15 protein-coding genes and 1 pseudogene are annotated in these 21,207 nt (G+C 72.9%); 9 read left to right on the top strand and 7 right to left on the bottom strand.

The window, feature by feature from the left end:
- Positions 1–69: 69 nt before the first annotated feature.
- From ACSNN8_RS02400 to ACSNN8_RS02415, 4 genes are all read right to left on the bottom strand, one after another.
- On the bottom strand, positions 70–2,376 hold the full coding sequence (locus tag ACSNN8_RS02400; protein WP_436646653.1) for a putative bifunctional diguanylate cyclase/phosphodiesterase: 2,307 nt from the start codon (positions 2,374–2,376) through the stop codon (positions 70–72).
- 79 nt (positions 2,377–2,455) lie between these two features.
- A complete protein-coding gene (locus ACSNN8_RS02405) occupies positions 2,456–3,178 on the bottom strand; it encodes a PP2C family protein-serine/threonine phosphatase (RefSeq protein WP_436646655.1) in 723 nt (240 codons plus the stop codon).
- 70 nt (positions 3,179–3,248) lie between these two features.
- On the bottom strand, positions 3,249–4,274 hold the full coding sequence (locus ACSNN8_RS02410) for a hypothetical protein (RefSeq protein ID WP_436646657.1): 1,026 nt from the start codon (positions 4,272–4,274) through the stop codon (positions 3,249–3,251).
- Positions 4,271–5,392, bottom strand: a complete 1,122-nt coding sequence (locus tag ACSNN8_RS02415) for a transporter substrate-binding domain-containing protein (RefSeq protein ID WP_436646659.1) — start codon at positions 5,390–5,392, stop codon at positions 4,271–4,273. The genes ACSNN8_RS02410 and ACSNN8_RS02415 overlap by 4 nt, the downstream gene beginning before the upstream one ends.
- 90 nt (positions 5,393–5,482) lie before the next feature.
- Here ACSNN8_RS02415 and ACSNN8_RS02420 point away from each other — a divergent pair, with 90 nt between their 5' ends.
- Both ACSNN8_RS02420 and ACSNN8_RS02425 read left to right on the top strand, forming a co-directional pair.
- Positions 5,483–6,175, top strand: a complete 693-nt coding sequence (locus ACSNN8_RS02420) for a hypothetical protein (protein ID WP_436646661.1) — start codon at positions 5,483–5,485, stop codon at positions 6,173–6,175.
- Between the two features lie 114 nt (positions 6,176–6,289).
- Positions 6,290–6,556 (top strand): annotated as a pseudogene (locus tag ACSNN8_RS02425) (calcium-binding protein); the annotation flags it as partial.
- Between the two features lie 247 nt (positions 6,557–6,803).
- Here ACSNN8_RS02425 and treZ read toward each other — a convergent pair.
- From treZ to glgX, 3 genes are read right to left on the bottom strand one after another with little or no spacing between them, the layout of a single operon-like run.
- Complete coding sequence (gene treZ, locus ACSNN8_RS02430) at positions 6,804–8,537, bottom strand: malto-oligosyltrehalose trehalohydrolase (RefSeq protein ID WP_436646662.1); 1,734 nt, start codon at positions 8,535–8,537, stop codon at positions 6,804–6,806.
- A complete protein-coding gene (treY, locus tag ACSNN8_RS02435) occupies positions 8,534–10,804 on the bottom strand; it encodes a malto-oligosyltrehalose synthase (RefSeq protein ID WP_436646663.1) in 2,271 nt (756 codons plus the stop codon). Before treY ends, treZ begins: the two co-directional genes overlap by 4 nt.
- Position 10,805: 1 nt before the next feature.
- A complete protein-coding gene (glgX, locus tag ACSNN8_RS02440; protein WP_436646665.1) occupies positions 10,806–12,917 on the bottom strand; it encodes a glycogen debranching protein GlgX in 2,112 nt (703 codons plus the stop codon).
- A gap of 192 nt (positions 12,918–13,109) precedes the next feature.
- On the opposite strand from glgX, the gene ACSNN8_RS02445 reads away from it, so the two are divergent.
- Genes ACSNN8_RS02445 through ACSNN8_RS02475 form a run of 7 tightly spaced genes read left to right on the top strand, consistent with a single transcriptional unit; the run spans position 13,110 to position 21,158 of the window.
- Positions 13,110–15,014 carry an amylo-alpha-1,6-glucosidase gene (locus ACSNN8_RS02445; RefSeq protein WP_436646667.1) on the top strand — a complete coding sequence of 635 codons (1,905 nt, stop codon included), beginning with the start codon at positions 13,110–13,112 and terminating at the stop codon, positions 15,012–15,014.
- Positions 15,011–16,252, top strand: a complete 1,242-nt coding sequence (locus tag ACSNN8_RS02450) for a glycosyltransferase family 4 protein (RefSeq protein ID WP_436646669.1) — start codon at positions 15,011–15,013, stop codon at positions 16,250–16,252. The genes ACSNN8_RS02445 and ACSNN8_RS02450 overlap by 4 nt, the downstream gene beginning before the upstream one ends.
- 17 nt (positions 16,253–16,269) lie before the next feature.
- Complete coding sequence (locus ACSNN8_RS02455) at positions 16,270–16,497, top strand: potassium transporter TrkA (protein ID WP_436646671.1); 228 nt, start codon at positions 16,270–16,272, stop codon at positions 16,495–16,497.
- Positions 16,498–16,499: 2 nt separating this feature from the next.
- The gene (locus ACSNN8_RS02460) at positions 16,500–17,972 is read left to right on the top strand and encodes a cation:proton antiporter domain-containing protein (protein WP_436646673.1); all 1,473 of its coding nucleotides are present in this window, start codon (positions 16,500–16,502) and stop codon (positions 17,970–17,972) included.
- Between the two features lie 20 nt (positions 17,973–17,992).
- The gene (locus ACSNN8_RS02465) at positions 17,993–18,982 is read left to right on the top strand and encodes a 3-oxoacyl-ACP synthase III family protein (RefSeq protein ID WP_436646675.1); all 990 of its coding nucleotides are present in this window, start codon (positions 17,993–17,995) and stop codon (positions 18,980–18,982) included.
- Entirely contained in the window at positions 18,979–19,713 is a 735-nt protein-coding gene (locus tag ACSNN8_RS02470; RefSeq protein ID WP_436646677.1) for a glycosyltransferase family A protein, read from the top strand. Before ACSNN8_RS02465 ends, ACSNN8_RS02470 begins: the two co-directional genes overlap by 4 nt.
- Entirely contained in the window at positions 19,713–21,158 is a 1,446-nt protein-coding gene (locus ACSNN8_RS02475) for an AMP-binding protein (protein WP_436646678.1), read from the top strand. The genes ACSNN8_RS02470 and ACSNN8_RS02475 overlap by 1 nt, the downstream gene beginning before the upstream one ends.
- Positions 21,159–21,207 lie beyond the last annotated feature (49 nt).

Genomic DNA, 21,207 nt, shown 5'->3' on the forward strand with positions numbered 1-21,207 from the left:
GATGAGCCACCCGCCCGACGAACCTGCGCGGCCGATGAGCCACCCGGCCGGGCCGGGCGCGCGGGTGGGTCAGTTGGCGAGGTGGGCGGCCGACGAGGGCGGCAGCGACGGCGAGGGGATCGACGGGGGCCGCAGGCGGTGCAGGGGCGCCGGCTGGCCGAACAGGTAGCCCTGACCGACGAGGCAGCCCAGCTCGGCCAGGGCGCGGGCCCGCGCGGCGGTCTCGATGCCCTCGGCCACCACGACGATGTCCAGGTCGGTGCAGATGGCGAGCACCGACCGGCACAGCGCGCCCGCCCGGTCGGGGGCGATGTCGACGTCGGTCAGGGTGGCGTCGAGCTTGACGATGTCGACGGGCAGCGAGTGGAGCTGCGCGAGCGCGTTGAAGCCGCTGCCGAAGTCGTCGAGGGCGATGCGGACGCCGTACGCCCGCAGGCGCGCGACGACCGCGGCGGCCGAGGCCAGGTCCTGGATGCGGTGCGTCTCGGTGATCTCGAGGACCAGGCGCGCCGCGGGCAGGCCGCTGCGGGCCAGGGCGGCCGCCACCGACTCCTCGAGGCCGGGCCGGCCCAGCCGGGCCGCGGACACGTTGACGTGCATGTCGATCGGACGCCCGTACACGACCGACAGCGCCGCCGCGTCCGCGCAGGCCCGGCCGAGCACGAAGTCGTCGATGGCGCCCACCAGACCCGTGCGCTCGGCGACCGGCACGAACACGTCGGGGTGCACCGGGCCGGCCACCGGCGACGTCCACCGCGCCAGCGCCTCGACCGCCACCGTCGCGGCGTCGGCGAACCGCACGATCGGCTGGTAGAACACCTCGAACCCGGCCCGCGACGGTTCGCCGGAGGCAAGCGCCTCGGCCAGCAGATGCGGCAGGTCGGCGTTCGGCCCGCCGTCGCCCGTGCCGGAGTAGCGGGCCAGCGCGCCCTTGCCGCGGCGCTTGCTCACGTACATCGCGGCGTCCGCCCGGCGCAGCAACGCGTCCGCGGTCAGGGGTTCGCCGGGCTCGGGCACCACCAGGCCGATGCTGGCGCCGACGCCGAACGTGTGGCCGTCGATCACGAACGGCTCGCGCAGCGCCGCGAGGATGCGGTGCCCGGCCGGTTCGGCGTCGGCCGGCGTGTGGTCGAGCAGCACCGCGAACTCGTCGCCGCCGAGGCGGGCCACGAGGTCGGCGGGCGACACGCACCTCTGCAGCCGCTCGGCGATCGCGCGCAGCACCCGGTCGCCCATCGCGTGCCCGAAGCTGTCGTTGATCAGCTTGAAGTCGTCGAGGTCGGCGAAGAGCACCGCCACCGGACCGCCGAGCGCGCCGGTGAGCCGCTCGCGGAACAGCGCACGGTTCGCCAGGCCGGTCAGCGGGTCGTGGTACGCCTGGTGGTGCAGCCGCCGCTGCCCCTCCGACACGCGGTCGAGCAGCACGGTGTTGTCGACGATCGTGAACATCTGCCGGGCCACGACCAGCCCGAGGCCGAGCCAGCCCAGGTACGCCTCGAAGGGCGACAGCGGCTTGCCGGCCCCGCTGTTGATCGCGATCATGACGCCGGTCGCGGTCACCGGGATGTACGGGAGCACGAGGTGCAGCCACTCCCCTTCGCCGGAGTCGGCCACCGTACGCCCGCGGGCCGACGGCGAGGACAGCGCCGCCACCGCCAGCAGCGCCGCCCCGAGCAGGTGCCCGGCCGACTGCCACGGCGAGAGCGCCCCGTCCGCGAGGTTGACCAGCCGCAGGGTGTCGCTGACCCCCAGCGCGAGCACGGCCAGCCCGCCCAGCGCGATCGGCTTGCGCCCGGCGCGCGAGTCGGGCCGGGTGAGCAGCAGCAGGAGCACCATCGTCGCCAGCACGAGGTCGGCGATCGCGTACGCGGCGGCCGCCACGATCAGCGAGGTGGGCCGCCCGTCCCAATGCAGCCAGTCGCGCGGCACCAGCGACCAGGCCAGCGCGAGCAGCGAGCCCGCGATCAGCACGCTGTCGATGACGAGGGCGACCTGGTCGCGGCGCACCGAGGTGGGCGCCGGGCGGGGACGGGTGTACGGGGCCTGGAGCAGCGCCACGAGCAGGCAGGCGGGCAGCACGAAGAACCCGATGTCGGTCACCGCGGTGATCGCCCGATCCGGATCTGCCACGTCCTGGACCAGCCACCACAGCCGGTTCAGCGTCCAGCCGGTGAGGCCGGCGCCGATCAGCAGGCGCCAGCGGCGCTGCACCCCGGCCCGGCTGCGCGCGCCCGCGAAGCAGATCGACGCCGCGGCCGCCCCCACGACCAGCTGAGCGGTGTCCGCGTACAGACGGCCGCCCCGCGGCTCGATCAGCTCACCGAGCGCGGTCACCCCCAGGACGATCGCCAGCGTGACGAAGAGTCGCGCCGTCATCATCACCACCCATGCAGCCGCGGGACCCCTCGTCGCGGCCGCTGTAACCTACCGCAGGCCCGGGCGGTACGAAGAGTGCTCAGTCCGCCGGAGTCAGATCGGCGACAATCACCGTGACGTTGTCCGGTCCGCCGCCGCGCAGCGCCAGGTCGATCAGCCGCTCGCAGCACGTCTTCGGGTCGGCGGCGGCGAGCATCTCCTGCTCGATGGTCTCGTTGCTCACCACGGCGGTCAGGCCGTCACTGCACAGCAGCCACCGGTCGCCCGCCTCGGGCTCGACGATCACGTACGCCGGGCTGACCGGCTCGCCCTGCAGCACGCGGGTGACGACCGAGCGGCGCGGGTGGTCGGCGGCCTCGTCGGGGCGGATGAGCCCCTGGTCGACGAGCATCTGGACGTACGTGTCGTCCTTGGTCAGCTGGTTGAGCCGGCCCTCGCGCAGCAGGTAGGCGCGGGAGTCGCCGACGTGCGCCATCGCCGCCCGGGTGCCCGAGAAGATGACCGCGGTGAGCGTGGTGCCCATGCCCTGCAGGCTGTTGTCGGCCTCGACCTGCTCGGCGATGCGCCCGTTCGCGACCTCGAGCGCGCGGTGCAGCGCGTCCATCTGCTCGTCGTTCTCGATGGGCGTGTCGAGCGGCGTCATCGCCTCGATGGCGATGCGGCTGGCGAGGTCGCCGGCGGCCATCCCGCCCATGCCGTCGGCGACGACGAGAAGGCAGTCACCGGCGTAGTAACAGTCCTCGTTGTTGCTCCGGACATGTCCTTGATCGGTGCCGGCCGCCCACCGCATGTGCAAGGTCATGGCGTGCAGCTTCCCAGATCACCGCAACCGTGTCTGCACGCGGTCGGCGGCGCGTCGCCGGAAAAGTCCGTCACCTGGGACTGAGCGGTCTGCCGAGGCACCGCGGATCGACCTCCGTCAGGGGGCGTGTGGGCGCTATCCAGGACAGGGCGGAGTCGGTCACCGCCCACCCGCGGACCGCGACGGCGCTGTCGGGCGGCCGCACCGGCTCGGGGCAGAGCGTCTTGGAACGCACCTCGTCGTTGGGGATGAACCTCACCAGTCCACCATCTTCCAGCACCGTCGTCGAGGTGTCGTCGACGGCTATCAGCTGACCGCGCAGGACGGACGCCGGCTGCCCGTCCGCACCGACCTCGACGGCGCTGCTGGGCAGCACCGGCGCGCGCAGGAACACCGCCCCGATCGCCAGCGGGGCGACCAGCGCCGCGGCGGTCGCCGGCCAGTGCGTGACCAGCCGCGCCGCGCGGGCCGGCACCGGGCCGGTGAGCAGCGGTCCGAGCAGCGGCGGCACCCCGAGCAGCAGCGCCGTGGACGTCTCGCCGAGCCGGAAGGCCTGCACGATGCCCGGCCACACGAAGATCAGCACCAGGACGCCGACCAGCACCGGCACGCCGACGGTGATCCACAGCATCAGCCACCGTTCGGTGTGGAACCGCTGGACGCCGGTGAGCCCCAGGATGGCGACGATCAGCATGCCGAGCAGGGGCAACAGCCGCAGCTGCCAGGTGAACGCGGCGAGCATCGCGGCCAGCAGCACCACCCAGTCGGGCATCCGCAGCGCGGTCACGGCCAGCAGCGACCGGCCCGCGTCCTCGGGCGCGCTGACCAGCAGCACGCTGCCGAGCAGCCGCAGCACCAGCACGACCGCCGGCACGCTCCAGATCAGCGTGATGAACAGCGCGCTGATCATGCCGAGCGGCGAGATGTACTGCACCAGCAGCAGCATCGTGGGCAGGTCCTGCCGGCTCAGGTACCACAGCCGCAGCACGAGCAGCACCAGCGGGAACGCGGGCAGCACGGTGAGCAGGTAGTTGAGCTGCGCGCGGCGGCGCCGGGCGGGGATCGGGCCGCCCTTGACGTAGATGCTGTCGCTCATCCGAGGATGTCCTCCCACGGCTGCTCCCGGATGTCCGGCCGTACGACCCGGGGCTGCTCGGCCACGGCGATCGGCGCGCCGTCGTTGTTGGCCACCTCCGACTGGAAATTCCGGTCGTACGCCTCCTCCCAGCGCGAGTCCTTCGGATCGGCGTACGAGCGGTAGAGCGTCAGGTCGACGAGCTTCTCCAGCGCCGGGTTGTCCCCCACGTTGACGCCCCACGTCTCGTTCGCCGGGAATCCGACGTCCCAGTGATCGAATTCCTCCCGGGAGCGAGCCTTGTAACCGGCCAGAATCGCGGCATCGGTCGTCACCGCCTTGACCCGGCCGGCGCGAAGATCCTCGATGCACTGGCTGATCCGGTTCCGGGAGATGAGATCAGCCCCGAACTCCTTGGCCGCTTTCTCGCTGGTCGAGGAGGAGATGGAGCAGACTCCCTCGTCGTGAAGGTCGGCCATGGTCGAGACGCGCGGGTGTTTGTCGCGGCGCAGGGTCAGCACCGACTGCTCGGTGTAGAGGTACGGCGACGAGAAACGTACGCCCGCCGTCGCCTTCCGTTCGGCGTTGATGCTGAAGCTCGCGATCACCAGCTTCACGGGCACCCGCTTGCCGTCCGGCGCGGTGGCCTGCATGCGCGGGCGGTCCTCGCTCTCGATCGCGTAGAACTTGACCTCCGACCGCCGAAATCCCAGGTCCTCGGCGATCATGTATGCGATGTCGATGTCGAAGCCGCTCCACCGCCCGTTCCGATCACGCAGGGCCGTACCGGGCTGGTCGTCCTTGACCCCGATCGGCAGCTCGGTCCACTCCTCCACGCCGGCCTGCTCGCGCAGGTCGGCGACCGACGGCGGCCCGCCCACGAACAGCCGCACCAGCGCCAGAGCGAGCGCGAGAACCAGCGCCAGACCCAGCGCGGCCAGCCGGAACGCGGCCAGGTTGAAGCGCGGCGGCTGGATGAGCGGCTCCGGCTCGGGTGGGGGCAGCCGCCGGTCCGCCGCCTCGCGCTCCGCGACGTCCTGCACCGCGATGTCCTCGGCGGTGCCTTCCGGCCCCGGGGGCGTACGGCGTCGCACCGGCCAGGTGAAACGGCCGGTCCCCGTGCTGCGTTCCGAACCCATGGGCGCCTATCGTGCCGCATGAATGTCACGGTGTGGCGTCCCGTCCGGCTCGCGACGAGATTTCACCCGCCGAACGGGTAGGTCACCGGCATGAAGCGTCCCCTGATCGCCGTCGCCGCCGTGGCCCTCGGTGCCTTTGCCCTGCGTTCCCGCCGTAAGCGATCGCTGCACCCGCTCGGCCGCTCGTTCACCGGTGAGCTGGAGGTGTGGGGCATCGGTGAGGATGCCGAGCTTCTGTCCACCCCCCGCAAGTACCGGGCGACCGTGCGCCTCTCGAAGGGCGCCGGCACCCCCGGCGGCCGTGCCGACGTCCGGGGCCTGGCCGTACGCGTGGACGGCGAGCGGCCGTTCGACCTGCTGCTGTCGACCTGCGGCGAGGGCCGGTTCACCCGTCACCTGCCGTCCCCGCGGCGCACCTTCGACACGTACTACGGTTCGATCACCCCGTTCCGCACCGGCACGGGCCACAAGGTCTACATGGCCGCCCGCGCCGACCGCGACGCCCCGCTGGGCCGCGACCTCGACTCCGTCACCGGCGGCCGGATCACGCTCTACGCCGGCGACCGCGCCTTCGGCCGCGTCAGCCTGGGAGAGCCCCTTTCCGAGCGTACGGACGCCGAACTCGCCTTCGACCCGATCCGCAACACCGCACCCGACCTCCACCCGACCGGCACGATCCACGGCACCCGCGCTTTCGCCTACCGCCTCAGCCAGCGCTGGCGCGGCGCCCGTCCCGCCGATCCCGCCCCCGAAGCCGTCGAGCGCACCGTTCTGCACCGCTGACCTTTCCGCTCGGATCCCCGTTCCGGGCCGCCACGCATTGATCGTCACGATGCGCCCGAGCGGTTATGATGCCTGCTCCACACGGCCACGGGGGATCCGATGCGGCACACCGGCATGCCCCTCTCGGCCGACGGCGGCACGGGCGCCGACAAGCTCACCGGTGGGCCGTGGGCCGACATCCTCAAGGGCGGCGACGGCGCCGACGCCATCTGGGGCCACGACCACAACGACCAGATCGACGCGGGCTCCGGCGACGACCGGGTGTCCGGCGGGAACGGCAACGACGAGATCAAGGACGGTCCCGGCACGGACGTCGTGCTCGGCGGCAACGGCAAGGACACCTTCACCGGCGGCCCGGGCAACGACACGTACAACGGTGGCGCGGGCGGCGACGGTTTCCGCCCCTCCCAGCCGTCCGGCGCCCAGGTCCCCTCGACGGCAACGAGGGCGCCGACAAGCTGTACGGCGGCGACGGCGACGACCTCGTCAGCGGCTCGGACACCGACGCGGACGACCCCGACCGCCTCGAGGCCGGCGCCGGCACCGACACCTGCCACCTCACCCGCAGCTACGTCACCGTCGGCTGCGAGCACTCCGTCGGCCCGTAGCCGGCCCCAGCCGGGACGGGTCAGCGGTAAGCGACCACGACAGCGCTCTCGGCCGGCAGCTCCACCCGGTCGCGCTGCAGCATCACGCCCTCGGAGGTGGCCAGCAGCACCTTGGAGGGCACGTCGCGCAGGGAGACCGTCTGGGCGGCGGGCGCCAGGTTGACGGCGACGGCGGTGTGGCCGCGGCGCATCACGAGGTGCTGGTCGCCGTGCCAGACCTCGACCTGGTCGAGCCACGGGTCGGTCAGCTCGGGGCGGCTGCGGCGCAGGGCGATGAGCCGCTTGTAGAGGTCGAGGATCTCGGCGTGGCCGGGCTTGCCGGGCTCGTCCCAGTTGAGCTTGGAGCGCAGGAACGTCTCGGGATCCTGGGGGTCGGGCACCTCGGCCTCGGCCCAGCCGTGCGAGGCGAACTCGCGCCGGCGGCCCTTCTGCACGGCCTCGGCCAGCTCGGGCTCGGGGTGGCTGGTGAAGAACTGCCAGGGGCTGCCGGCCGCCCACTCCTCGCCCATGAACAGCATCGGCGTGAACGGGGACGTGAGCAGCAGCGTGGCGCCGACCTTGAGCAGGCCCGGCGAGAGCGTCGCGGAGATGCGGTCGCCGATCGCGCGGTTGCCGATCTGGTCGTGGTCCTGCAGGAACGCCACGAACCGGTGCCCGGGCGTCCGGGTGCGGTCGATCGGCCGGCCGTGCCGCCTGCCGCGGAAGCTCGACCACGTGTTGGCGTGGTAGAACGCGCTGGTCAGCACCGTTTCGAGCGACTCGAGCGAGCCGAAGTCGCCGTAGTAGCCCTGCCGTTCGCCGGTGAGCAGCGCGTGCAACACGTGGTGAATGTCGTCGGTCCACTGCGCGTCGATGCCGTAGCCGCCCGCCTCGCGTGGCGTGATCAGCCGCGGGTCGTTGAGGTCGGACTCGGCGATCAGCGACAGCGGGCGGCGCAGGTGCGCGGACAGCGACTCGACCTCGACGGCCATCTGCTCGAGCAGGTGGATCGCGGAGTGGTCGGCCAGCGCGTGCACGGCGTCGAGCCGCAGGCCGTCGACGTGGTAGTCGCGCAGCCACATGAGCACGTTGTCGATGATGTAGCGGCGCACCTCGCCGGCGAGCGGGCCGTCGAGGTTCACCGAGGAGCCCCACGGGTTGGAGCCGGCCTCGCTCAGGTAGGGGGCGAACATCGGGGCGTACGCGCCGCTGGGCCCGAAGTGGTTGTAGACCACGTCGAGCACCACGCCCAGGCCCTTGGCGTGCGCCGCGTCGACGAACCGCTTGAGCCCGTCGGGCCCGCCGTACGCCTCGTGCGGCGCGTACCAGCACACGCCGTCGTAGCCCCAGTTGTACTCGCCGTTGAACGAGTTCACCGGCAGCAGCTCGACCAGGTCGACGCCGAGGTCGACGAGGTGGTCCAGCTTCTCGATCGCCGAGTCGAACGTGCCCTCGGGCGTGAACGTGCCGATGTGCAGCTCGTAGAGCACCGAGCCGGGCAGCTGCCGCCCGGTCCACGCCTGGTCGGTCCAGGCGAACGCGCTGTGGTCGTAGACCCGGCTGGGGCCGTGCACGCCGTCGGGCTGCCAGGGCGAGCGGGGGTCCGGCAGCGGGTTCTCCGTGTCCGGGAGCAGGTACGCGTAGTCGGCGCCGGGGCCGGCGGAGGGCACGTCGAGCCGCCACCAGCCGTCCTCGCCGCGTTCCATCTCCCGGTCCTGGCCGTCGACGCGAAGCCGTACGGTCTTCTCCGGTGCCCACACCTCGAATTGCGTCATTTCTCTTTCACCAGGAGTGCGACGGGATAGGTACGCAGCAGCTCGGCCACCGAGAGGCGGTTCCCGCCGTAGCTGGTGTTCGTGAAGACTTCCGTCCAGCTGTGACCATCGAGTGACACCGCAGTGTCGCCCCAGCCACCGTGACGTGACAAACCCACGGGCAGCCGGGTGGCGATCGTCACCGCGCCGCCGCGGTCGAAGGCCAGCACGTGCTCGCCGACGCGGCCCTCGGCGTACACCGGCCGGTACCCGCCGAACAGCTCGGGCCGCTGCCGCCGCAGCCGCAGCGCGCGGCTGGTGACCAGAAGCTTGGCGGCGCCCGTCTCGTCGACCGGCGGCAGCCAGCCGTCGTCGATGCGGGCGAGCAGCTCGCGGCGGGCGGCGAAGTCGACGGGCCGGCGGTTGTCGGGGTCGACCAGCGAGTAGTCCCACAGCTCGGTGCCCTGGTAGACGTCGGGCACGCCGGGCATGGTCAGCTGCACGACCTTCTGGCCGAGCGAGTTGACCCAGCCGGGCGGCGTGATCGACGCGGCGAAGTCGGACACCTCGCGGTGCAGCGCCGGGTCGTCGTAGATGCGGTCGACCATCTCCCGCAGCGCGGTCTCGAACGCCTCGTCGGGCTTGGTCCAGGTGGTCACGTTGGCCGCTTCCTTCGCGGACTTCAGGGCGTACGCCTGGAGCCTCTCGCGCGAGATGGGCCAGGCTCCCACCGCGGCCTGCCACACCAGGTGGGCGAGCGCCGGGTCGGGCAGCGGGGCGATCCGCACCCAGCGGCGCACGACCTCGGTCCAGTCGCCCGGCACCTCGGAGAGCACCGCGAGCCGCGCCCGCACGTCCTCGCTGCGCTTGGTGTCATGGGTGGACAGCGAGGTCATCGCCTCGGGCCAGTGGCGCCGGCGCTGCTCGTTGGCGTCGTGGAAGTCGTCGGGGGTCACGCCGAAGTCGGTGGGGTCGTTGCCCACCTCGTTGCGGGCGGTGAACCTGGTCCAGCGGTAGAACGCCGTGTCCTCGACGCCCTTGGCCATCACCGCACCGGTGAACTGCTGGAACCGCGCGGCGAGCTCGTCGTCCGGGTTGCGCAGCCGGTTGGTGAGCTGGTCGAGCACCGGGATGAGCTGGGGACGGCGACGGCCCGCCTCGGCGCGGGCGCGGGCGAGCTGGCGCGAGCCGTCCGGCAGGTACGAGCGGTACACCGGGAAACAGGCGGCCAGCTCGGCCAGCGCGCGCGGGGCCGACTCGACCTCGGGCGCCAGCCGCGCCATGCGGGCCAGCTCGGCGGCCAGCAGCGTGGTCGCGGCCGTGTACTTGGTCTCGTGCACCAGGTCCTGCCAGGAGGTGACGCCGCCGGTCAGGTGGTGCTGGAGGGTGTCGAAGAACGCCTCGGTGCTCGGGTCGACGAAGACGCCGCCGACCTCGGCGAGCGCGTCGTAGCCGGTGGTGCCGGCGACGGGCCAGTCGGGCAGCTCCTCGCCCGGCTCCAGGATCTTCTCCACTACCAGCCAGGCCTCCGGCGCGGCGGCGCGCAGCCGTTCGAAGTACGCCCCCGGGTCGCGCAGCCCGTCCGGGTGGTCGATGCGCAGCCCCTGCACCAGGCCCTCGTTCACCCAGCGCAGGATCTCGGCGTGGGTGGCGTCGAAGACCTTCGGATCCTCCACGCGCAGCCCGGCCAGGTCGACGATCGCGAAGAACCGCCGGTAGTTGAGCTCGCTGTCGCCGCGGGTCCAGTTGGCCAGCTCGTAGTGCTGCCGGTCGTGCACCTCGCGCGGCGTGCCCTCGCCGGTGCCGTCGGCGATCGGGAACCGCTTGTCGAAGTAGCGCAGCTCGCCGTCCTCGACGCGCAGGTCGTCGAGCGCGTCGGGCGAGTCGGCCAGGGTCGGGATCAGCAGCTTGCCGCGCGACCAGTCGATGTCGTAGAACTCCGCGTACTCGGACTCGCGACCGCGCTTCAGGACGTCCCACCAGCTCGGGTTCGCGGCCGGGTCGGCCACGCCCGCGTGGTTGGGCACGATGTCGACGACCAGCCCCAGGTCGGCGCTCTTGAGGGCGGCCGACAGCTCGGCCAGGGCGGAAGCCCCGCCCAGCGCCGGGCTGACCTGGGAGTGGTCGACGACGTCGTAGCCGTGTTCGGAACCGGGAGTCGCGGTGAGTATCGGCGCCGTGTAGAGGTGGCTGACCCCGAGGTCGGCCAGGTAGTCGGCCAGCTCGGCGGTCGTCTTGAGCGGGAACTCGGGGCGTACCTGGACTCGATAGGTTCCAGTCGGGGCCAATTTAAACCGTCCTGTCCAGCACGATGAGCGACCGGTCCGGCACCCAGATCTTGTTGCCGGCCTCGACGACCGACGGGCGATCCGGGGACGGCTCGGCCGTCTCGATGACCTTTTCCCACTTCTCCCCGTACTCGGCGGGAGGCGTGGCGAACTCGATGGGCGCGTCGTGCGCGTTGAAGAACAGCAGGAACGAGCTGTCCACGTGCCGCTGGCCGTACTGGCCGCGCTCGCGGATGCCCTCGCCGTTGACGAACAGCGCCACCGCGCGGCCGAAGTCGTTGCCCCAGTCGTCGCCGGCCATCTGGCGCCCGTCGGGGGTGAACCACTCCAGGTCGGGCAGCGGGTCGCCGCCGCCGCGCGCGGTGACCGGCAGCCCGGTGAAGAACCGGCGGCGCTGGAACACCTGGTGGCGGTGGCGGAACGCGGTGAGCTTGCGGGTGAACTCGAGCAGCTGCTCGTCGGCGTTGGCCCAGTCGATCCAGGAGATCTCGCTGTCCTGGCAGTACGCGTTGTTGTTGCCCTGCTGGGTGCGGCCGAGCTCGTCGCCGTGCGAGATCATCGGCACGCCCTGCGAGAGCATCAGCGTGGCCAGGAAGTTGCGCCGCTGCTTGGCGCGCAGCTCGAGCACCTTGCGGTCGTCGGTGGGGCCCTCGATGCCGCAGTTCCACGACCGGTTGTGGCTCTCGCCGTCGCGGTTGTCCTCGCCGTTGGCCTCGTTGTGCTTGTCGTTGTACGAGACCAGGTCGTTGAGCGTGAACCCGTCGTGCGCGGTCACGAAGTTGATCGAGTGGAACGGCTTGCGGCCGTCGTCCTGGTAGAGGTCGGCCGAGCCGGTGATGCGCGACGCGAACTCGGCCAGCGTGGCCGGCTCGCCGCGCCAGAAGTCGCGCACGGTGTCGCGGTACTTGCCGTTCCACTCGGTCCAGTTGGGCGGGAAGTTGCCGACCTGGTAGCCGCCCGGACCGACGTCCCACGGCTCGGCGATCAGCTTGACCTGGCCGACCACCGGGTCCTGCTGGACGACCTCGAAGAACGTGGACAGCCGGTCGACGTCGTAGAACTCGCGGGCCAGCGTCGAGGCCAGGTCGAAGCGGAAGCCGTCGACGTGCATCTCGGTGACCCAGTACCGCAGCGAGTCCATGATGAGCTGAAGGCTCTGGGGGCTGCGCACGTTGAGGCTGTTACCCGTGCCGGTGTAATCCATGTAGAACTGCGGTTGATCGTCCACCAGACGGTAGTACGTCCGGTTGTCGATGCCCTTGAGCGAGAGCGTCGGGCCCAGGTGGTTGCCCTCGGCGGTGTGGTTGTAGACGACGTCGAGGATCACCTCCATGCCCGCCTTGTGCAGGGCCTTGACCATGCCGCGGAACTCCTGGGTCTGCTGGCCCAGCGTGCCGGTCGACGAGTAGCCGTGGTACGGCGCGAAGAAGCCCAGCGTGTTGTAGCCCCAGTAGTTGCGCAGGCCCAGGTCGTGCAGCCGGTTGTCGTGCACGAACTGGTGCACCGGCATGAGCTCCACCGCGGTCACGCCCAGGCTCTTGAGGTGCTCGATGATCGCCGGGTGGCCGATCGCCGAGTAGCTGCCGCGCATGTCCTTGGGGACCTCGGGGTGCCGCTCGGTCAGCCCCTTCACGTGGGTCTCGTAGATCACCGAGTGGTGGTAGGGGATGTCGGGCCGGCGGTCGTTGCCCCAGTCGAAGTACGGGTTCACGACCACGCCCTTGGCCATGTACGGCGCGGAGTCGAGGTCCGACATCTGGTCGGGCGCCTCGAAGTCGTACGCGTAGAGCGACGGGTGCCACTTGATGTCGGCGTCGACGGCCCGGGCGTACGGGTCGAGCAGCAGCTTGTGCGGGTTGTAGCGCAGCCCGCGGGAGGGCTCGTACGGGCCGTACACCCGATAGCCGTAACGCTGGCCCGGCTCGACCCCCGGAAGGTACGCGTGCCAGACGAACGCGTCCTGCTCGTGCAGCTGCACCTTGCGCTCGTTGCCGGACGGGTCGAACAGGCACAGCTCGACCGCCTCGGCCCCCTCGGAGAAGATCGCGAAGTTCGTGCCCGTCCCGTCGTACGTGGCACCCAACGGGTACCGGTGACCAGGCCAAACCTGCATGTCGTGCTCCCACCCCTCGACCGTCGGCACCGGGCCAGGCGTGATTGCCCAGCCCGCCGCCCACCTAACCTCGTACGCCTTGCCCGCGGCCATTCTCACCGATAGGGCGGACAACTTTCGCACGACCGCCGGGGATGCCCCGCGAAGGAGAACTGGGGCACATCGGGGTTTGACGAGACCGAAATTGAGCATATGGCGGGCGTGCCGATCACTCTCGGACCGCACGGCTGCGGTTCCCCGGACCGCGAATGGCTGATCACGGACGGTCTGGGCGGCTACGCCACCGGCACCGTCCCCGGTCTGCGCACCCGCCGCTACCACGCGTTGCTGACCATCGCCGACCGGACGAGCGCGACCCGGCACCTCGCGCTCGCCGCCCTCGACCTCACCGTGACGCTGCCCTCGGGCGCGAAGGTCCCGCTCTACACCCACGAGTGGGCCTCCGGCGTGACCGCCCCGCAGGGCCACCGCCACCTGGAGAGCTTCGCGCTGGTCGACGGCGTGCCGCGGTGGCGCTGGCGGATCGGCGACGTGCTGGTCGAACGGGAGATCGCGATGCGCGCGGGTCACCCGTCGGTCGCGGTGACGCACCGGGTGCTCGCCGGGTCCGGCCCGGTAGGGCTGGCCGTGGCGGCGATGTGCACGTGGCGCGACGCGCACGGCGACCGGCACTCCGGCGACGGGCCGCTGCGCGTCGAGCAGACGGCCGGCGGGGTGATCGTCGAGGACGCGTACCGGCTTCTCGGGCCCGGCTGGCAGCCCGGCGGCGAGTGGCACCTGCAGGCGTACGCCCGGGAGGAGGCGGCCCGCGGGCTGCCCGCCACCGAGGACCTGTGGCACGCCGGCACCTACTCCGCGCGGGTGGCACCCGGCGAGGTGATGGAGATCTCCGCGTGGGGCGGCGACCTGGCCGAGCGGCCGCCCGCCGCCGCGTCGGTGATCACCGCGGCCCGGGCGCGCTCCCGCGAGCTGATCGCCGCGGCGAAGGCCGAGGGGGACACCGAGACGCTGGTGCTGGCCGCCGACGCCTTCGTGGTCCGCGGCGCCGACGGGCCCGACGTGGTCGCCGGCTACCCGTGGTTCGGCAGCTACCTGGGCGACACGATGACCGCGTACGAGGGCCTCTTCCTCGACACCGGCCGCGCCGACGAGGGCCGCGAGCTGCTGCTGGCGAGCGTGCGCCGGGCCGCCGGGGCGGTCAGCGGTCCGGCCGGGGCGTGGACGCCGCGCGACTCGCCGGACGCGCCGCTGTGGCTCGTGCACGCGGTCGACCGGCACGTGCACCGCGCCGGCGACGCCGACCTGGCCGCCGAGCTGGCGGAGCCGCTGGCCCGGCTGCTGAACGACCGCCTCGACGTGGACCCCGGCGACGGGCTCGTGCGGCTGAGCTCCGCGTCGAGCTGGATGAACGGCTGGACCGAGGACGGACCGGTGACCCCGCGCATCGGCAAGCCGGTGGAGATCAACGCGCTGTGGGTGAACGCCCTGGCCGCGCTCGCCGACCTGCAGAACGAGGCCGGCCGGGACGACACGGAGCTGCGCGCCCGGCACGCCCGCGCCCGCGACTCGTTCCGGGCCCGGTTCCGGGCGCCCGAGGGTTGGCTGTACGACGTGGTCGACGGCCCGGCGACGACCTACCCGCTCGGCGCCGGCAACTCCCGCGACGACCCGTCGCTGCGCCCCAACCAGCTGTTCGCCTGGTCGCTGCCGCACGCTCCGCTGCGCGGCGAGCCGGATCGGGACGCCCTGCACCGCCTCGGCGCGGCGCTGCTGACCCCGCTCGGCCTGCGCACGCTCGCCCCCACCGAGTACGGCTACCAGCGCGAGCACCGCGGCGGCCGCGACGAGCGCGACATCGCGTACCACCAGGGCACCGTCTGGCCGTGGCTGATCGGCGCGTACGCCGACGCGTGCGCGGCCGTGGGCCTGCCCACCGACTACCTGGTCACCGGGCTCGAGGCGCACCTGAGCGAGTGGGGCGTCGGATCGGTCAGCGAGACCGCCGACGGCGACCCGCCGCACCGCGCCACCGGCAGCCCGTTCTCGGCGCGATCCGTCGCCGAGCTCCTGCGCACGAGCCAGAGGTACCCGTCGTGAGCCGCATCCTGATGTTGTCCTGGGAGTACCCGCCGCTGCTGGTGGGCGGCCTCGGCCGGCACGTGCACGCGCTCGCCACCACGCTGGCCGCGGCCGGGCACGAGGTCACCGTGGTCACCCGGCACGCGCCGGGCGCGCTGCTGGAGGAGTACACCGAGGGCGTCCGCGTGCTCCGCGCGCCCGACGACCCGGTGCGCTTCGACGTGCGCGACGGCGACATGCTGTCCTGGGCGATGGGGTTCAACCACACGCTGACCCGGGCCGCCCTGCGCGCCGCCCGCACCGGCGAGTACGACGTGGTGCACGCCCACGACTGGCTGGTGGCGCACGCCGCCGTGACCGTTCGTGACCATCTCGACGTGCCGCTGGTGGCCACCGTGCACGCATGCGAGTCGGGCCGTCACCAGGGCTGGCTGCCGCACCCGCACAACCGCTCGATCGACGACATCGAGCGCTGGCTGGCGAACGAGGCGTCCCGCACGATCGTCTGCTCCGATTACATGCGTGCCGAGGTGCAGCGGCTGTTCGACGTGCCGGCCGAGCGCGTCGACGTGGTGTGGAACGGGGTCGACTCGCTGGCCTGGTCGCCGCGTCCCCGCGCGGTGACCGCCGCCCGCCGCCTGTACGCCGGCCCGGACGGCCCGCTGGTGAGCTTCGCCGGGCGGCTGGTCTACGAGAAGGGCGTGCAGCACCTGCTCGCCGCCGTGCCCGAGCTGCGCAGACAGCACCCGGGCCTGCGCGTGGTGATCGCCGGGGACGGCCCCTACCGGGCCGAGCTGGAGGCGCTGTCCACCGAGGGCGTCACGTTCGCCGGTTTCCTGACCGGGCACCACCTCACCGCGCTGATGGGCGCCTCCGACTGCTACGTGGTGCCGAGCATCTACGAGCCGTTCGGGATGGTCGCGCTGGAGGCCGCCGCCGCCGGCACGCCGGTCGCGGTCGCCGACACGGGCGGCCTCGCCGAGATCGTCGACCACGGCGTCACCGGCGTGAAGTTCCCCTCCGGCGACCCCGCCGCCCTCGCCGCCGCGGTGGGCTCGGTGCTGGCCGACCGGGAGCACGCGCGCGGGCTGGCCCGCCGCGCCCGGCGCCGGGTGCGCGACGACTTCGCCTGGCCGGGCATCGCCGCCGCCACGGTCGCCACCTACGAGCAGGCCCGCGCGGAGGACGCCCGCCGCGTCGCCCGCGAGGCGGAGAGCGTGTTGGCCGCGAGCGCCTGGTCAGGCGCCGTCGGCTGACCATAGGATCTTCGCCTATGGGCAAAGGCGTGCACATCCAGGAGCTCCCCGGCCTCGGCACCCGCTACGACGTCGACCTGCACTCCGGCGGCGAGCGGGTGTCGATCGTGGTGTCCCGCGACGGCAAGCGGCACCTCTACGTGTTCACCTCGCGGGGCGACGAGCCGGCCGCGGTGCTCGAGCTGACCGAGGACCAGGCACGCAAGGTGGGCGCCGTGCTCGCCGGCACCTTCTTCGTGGACTGAGCGTGCACGCGAACCTCATCGGGCTGGGCGCCCTGATCCTGGTGGCCGGCCTGCTCGCCCGCGTGGGCCGGCGCATGAGCCTGCCCACCGTCCCGTTCTTCATGCTCGCGGGCATCCTGCTGGGCCCGGGCACCGGCGGGCCGGTCGCCTTCGAGCACCCCGAGGACCTCGACATGCTGGCCCTGTTCGGGCTGGTGCTGCTGCTGTTCCACCTGGGTCTGGAGTTCCCGGTCGAGCAGGTGCTGGGCAGCGGCAAGCGGCTGTTCTGGGCCGCCGGGGCGTACATCGGTCTCAACATCGGCGCCGGGCTCGGCCTAGGCTTCGCGCTGGGCTGGGGCACCTCCGAGGCGTTCGTGATCGCCGGCGCGGTGGGCATCTCGTCGTCGGCGATCGCCACCAAGCTGCTCATCGAGATGCGCCGCCTGGCCAACGCCGAGACCCCGGTCATCCTCGGCATCATCGTCATCGAGGACCTGTTCCTCGCGCTCTACCTGGCGCTGCTCAGCCCGATCCTGCAGGGCGCGGGCTCGGCCGGCGAGCTGGTGCTCAGGATCGCCGTCAGCTTCGGCTACCTGGCCGCGCTGTTCGCCGTGGCGCGCTGGGGCGCCCGCTGGATCGGCCGGCTGCTCGAGACCCGCGAGGACGAGCTGGTCGCGATCCTCATGGTCGGCCTCGTGGTGCTGGTCGCCGGGCTGTCCGCCGAGATCGGCGTGTCCGACGCGATCGGCGCGCTGATGATCGGCCTGGTGGTCGCGCGCACGTCGATCCGCGAACGCGCCGAGCGCATCGTGGTGCCGCTGCGCGACGTGTTCGCCGCGATCTTCTTCGTCGCGTTCGGGCTGAGCATCGACGTCGGCGCGATCGGGTCGGTGATCGTCCCCGTGCTGATCGCCATCGCGATCACGGTCGTCACCAACGTCACCGCCGGCCTGATCACGGCCCGGTTGTTCGGGCTCAACCAGCGCGGCGCGGCCAACGTGGGGCTGACCGTGCTGGGCCGCGGCGAGTTCTCGCTGATCCTCGCGACGCTGGCGCTGGCCGCCGACCTGGACGAGCGGGTCGGCCCGTTCATCGCGCTGTACGTGCTGATCCTGGCCGTCCTCGCGCCGATCTGCGCGGCGAACTCCAAGTACCTCGCGCGGGTCATCCCCGACCGGCTGCTGCACGACCGCTGGCGCTACGTGCGCGAGGAGACGATCAGCACGGCCTGCACCCACCTCGACCGCATCCAGATCACCGAGACCGACGAGGACGAGTGCCGCGAGTGCGTCGAGCTCGGCGACACCTGGGTGCAGCTGCGCATGTGCCTCACCTGCGGGCTGGTGGCGTGCTGCGACGACTCCAGGAACAAGCACTCGACGGCGCACTTCGAGGACAGCCGGCATCCGCTGATCCGCTCGCTGGAGCACGGCGACGGCTGGCAGTACTGCTACGAGGACCAGACGCTGGTGCGCGAGCCCGCCGGCTCGAGGTAGATCGGAATCCCCTGTCGCTCATGAACGTAGGCATCACCGGGATCGCGTACGCCCTCCCGGCCCGGACGGTGCTCACCGACGACCTGCAGCGGCGGGTCAGCGGGGGCCTGCCGGTGCCGCCCGGGCTGTTCCGCCGGGTCACCGGCATCCGGCGGCGTCAGGTCGCGGCCGACGGCGAGTACGCCTCCGACCTGGCGATCGACGCCGCCACCAAGGTGCTGGCCGACACCGGCGCCGACCCGCTCGACGTCGACCTGCTGCTGTTCGCCAGCGCCACCCGCGACATGACCGAGCCCGCGACCGCGCACGTCGTGCAGGCCGCGCTGGGCAGCCGGGCGCACGCGCTGGACGTCACCAACGCCTGCAACAGCTTCCTCAACGGCATCGACCTGGCCCGCTCGATGATCCTGGCCGGGCGGGCCCGGCGCGCCCTGGTCGTGACGGGCGAGACGCCGACCCGGGCGATGCGTCCTCGGCTCACCTCCGCGGCCGAGGCCCGTACGGCCTTCGCGGGCTACACGTTCGGCGACGCCGGCGCGGCCGTGCTGGTCGAGCCGGTCGCCGCGGGCGGGATCCTCGACGTCGACGCCGAGACGCACTCCGAGCACTGGCCGGTGGGCGGCATCTTCGGCGGCGGCTCCCGGCACCCGCGCGAGGCGGAGCACACGTACTTCACCGGCGACGGCAGCCGGCTGCGCGCGGTCTTCGAGCAGATCGGCGCCGGCCTGATCGAACGGGTCGCCGCCCGGACGGGCCTGCGCTGGGACGACTACGCCAAGGTGCTCGTGCACCAGGTGACCCTGCCCTACCTGGAACGCTTCGTCGCGGTCACCGGCGTGCCGCGCGACAAGCTCGAGGTGACCGTCGACGAGCTCGGCAACATGGCCTCCGCGTCGATCGGCGTGCAGCTGGGACGCGTACGGCCGGCTCTGAACGCCGGGGACCGGGTCCTCATGATCGGGCTCGGGGGCGGCGTGAGCCTCATGACGATGGTCTGGCAGGTCTCGTGAGCGCGCCGCTGTGGGTGATCGTCCCCGCCTACAACGAGGCCGCCCGCCTCGGCGCGACGCTCGACGCGCTCGCCGCCCAGACCGACACCGCCTTCACGCTGCTGGTCGTCGACAACGGCTCGACCGACGCCACCGCCGAGATCGCCCGCGCGTTCCGCGGCCCCTTCCCCACCCTCGTGATCACCGAGCCGCAGAAGGGCGTGGGCTGCGCCGTCGACACCGGCTTCCGGCACGCGATCGCCGCCGGCGCCGTCCACCTGGCCCGCACCGACGCCGACTGCCTGCCCGCACCCGGCTGGGTCGCGGCGGCCCGCGCCGCCCTGCAGTCGTCCGGCGGTCTGGCGTGCGGGCGCATCACCGCCCGGCACGACGAGCACGGCCCGTTCGGCCGCGCGTTCTTCCGGCTGCTCGTCGTGCTCGCCGCGAGCTTCGGCCGGATCCGCCCCGCGCACCGCGGCCGCGAATACCTCGCGCCGTACCGGATGCACGCCGGCAACAACATGGCCATCACCGCCGCCCTGTACGAGGCGTGCGGCGGCATGCCCCGGCGCCCCTCCCCCACCGACCGCGCGTTCCTCAACCGCGTACGCCGCACCACCTCCGCGATCGTGCACAGCCGCGACATGGTCGTGGCGAACTCGACCCGGCGGATCCGGGCGTACGGCGTGGCCGGCACCGCGAGGTGGTACCTCGACCGGGGCAGCGGCGCCCGGACGGCGGACCCGCGCTGATGCTCACCGAGCTGATCGACGGCCTGCGCGAGGACGACACCCGCCCCGCGCTGCCCGCAACGACCCGCGGCGACCTGGCCCGCCTGGTGCGCGGCTACGCCGTGGCGCTCACCGCCGAGGACCTCGTGGCCGGTGACACGGTCGCCCTGGCGGTGCGCCCCGGCCCGCGCTCGCTGGCCGTCCTGCTGGCCGCGTACCACCTGGGCCTGCGCATCGCCGTCGTCGACCCCACCGCCGGCCCCGACGTGGTGCGCGCCCGCCTGGCCCTGGCCTCCCCGCGGCTGGTGCTCGCCGACGCCGCGGCGCAGGCCGTGTCCGGCTGGGCGGCTCCGCTCGCGCGGCGCGCGCACCTGGCCCTGCCCGACCTCGGCTCCCTGGCACCCGTGCGCACCGTCGGACGTCGCCTCCCCGGCTCGCCACCCACGCTGCGCCCGCTTCCGGGTGCGCTCCCCCGGGCGTACGACGGTGGTGGTGACGCCGTGGTCGTGTTCACCTCCGGCACCACCAGCCGGCCCCGCGCCGTCGTGCACACGCGCGCCTCGCTCTGCGCGGGGATGGCCGCCGTACGGGACCTGGTCCGGCCCGTCCCCGGCGCGCCCGTGCTGGGCGGAACCTTCTTCGTGCTGCTCCCCTCCTTGGCCTGCGGCGCTCCGGTCGCCCCGCTCACCCGGCGCGCGCTGCGGCGTCTCGACCCGCAGGCCGTCTATCTGACCCCGCCCCAGCTGCGGGCCGCGCTCGCCGCCGGCTGCCGCTTCTCCGGCCGCGTCTACAGCGGATCCGCCCCCGTCAGCGCCGCGCTGCTCGCCGCCGTCCGCCGCGCCGGCGCCCGCGAGGCATGGGGCGTGTACGCGCTCACCGAGGTCTTCCCCGCCGCGGCCGTCGAGTCGTCCGCGAAGAGCTCGTACACCGGCGACGGCGACCTGGTCGGCGAGCTGCTGCCCGGCGTCGCGGCCCGGGTCGACGCCGACGGGCAGCTGCTGCTCGCCGGGCCCACCGCGGCCGACCGCTACCTGGGCGAGGACCCGTGGGAGTGGGTCGCCACCGGCGACCTCGGCCGGCTGTCGGGCCGCACGGTCGTGCTGGGCGGCCGGGCCAAGGACATGATCCTGCGCGACGCGGAGAACATCTATCCCGGCCTGTACGAGCCGGCCCTGCACGTGGCGGGCGTCGAGCTGGCGCTGCTGGTCGGCGTGCCCGGCGAGGACGGGGACGAGCGGGTGGTGGCGCTGGTGCAGGTTGCCGACGGAGTCTCCGAGCGCGACGTGCGGGCGGCGCTGCGGGGGCCGTTGGAGCGGATGGGGGCGGCGCGGCCGGATGCCGTGGTGTTCGGGCGGGTGCCGGTGGCGGGGCGGTCGCGCAAGCCGGATCGGAGGGCTGCGGTGGGGGTGGCTGGGCGGCTCTATGGGCGGGCGGTCGGGTCGGCCGGTCGGAAGCGCGAGCGGTGAGCGGTCGGGGTGTGCGAGCGGTGAGCGGTCGGGGTGTGCGAGCGGTGAG

It is taken from the genome of Actinoplanes sp. URMC 104 (assembly GCF_051386375.1).
GTDB lineage: Bacteria > Actinomycetota > Actinomycetes > Mycobacteriales > Micromonosporaceae > Actinoplanes.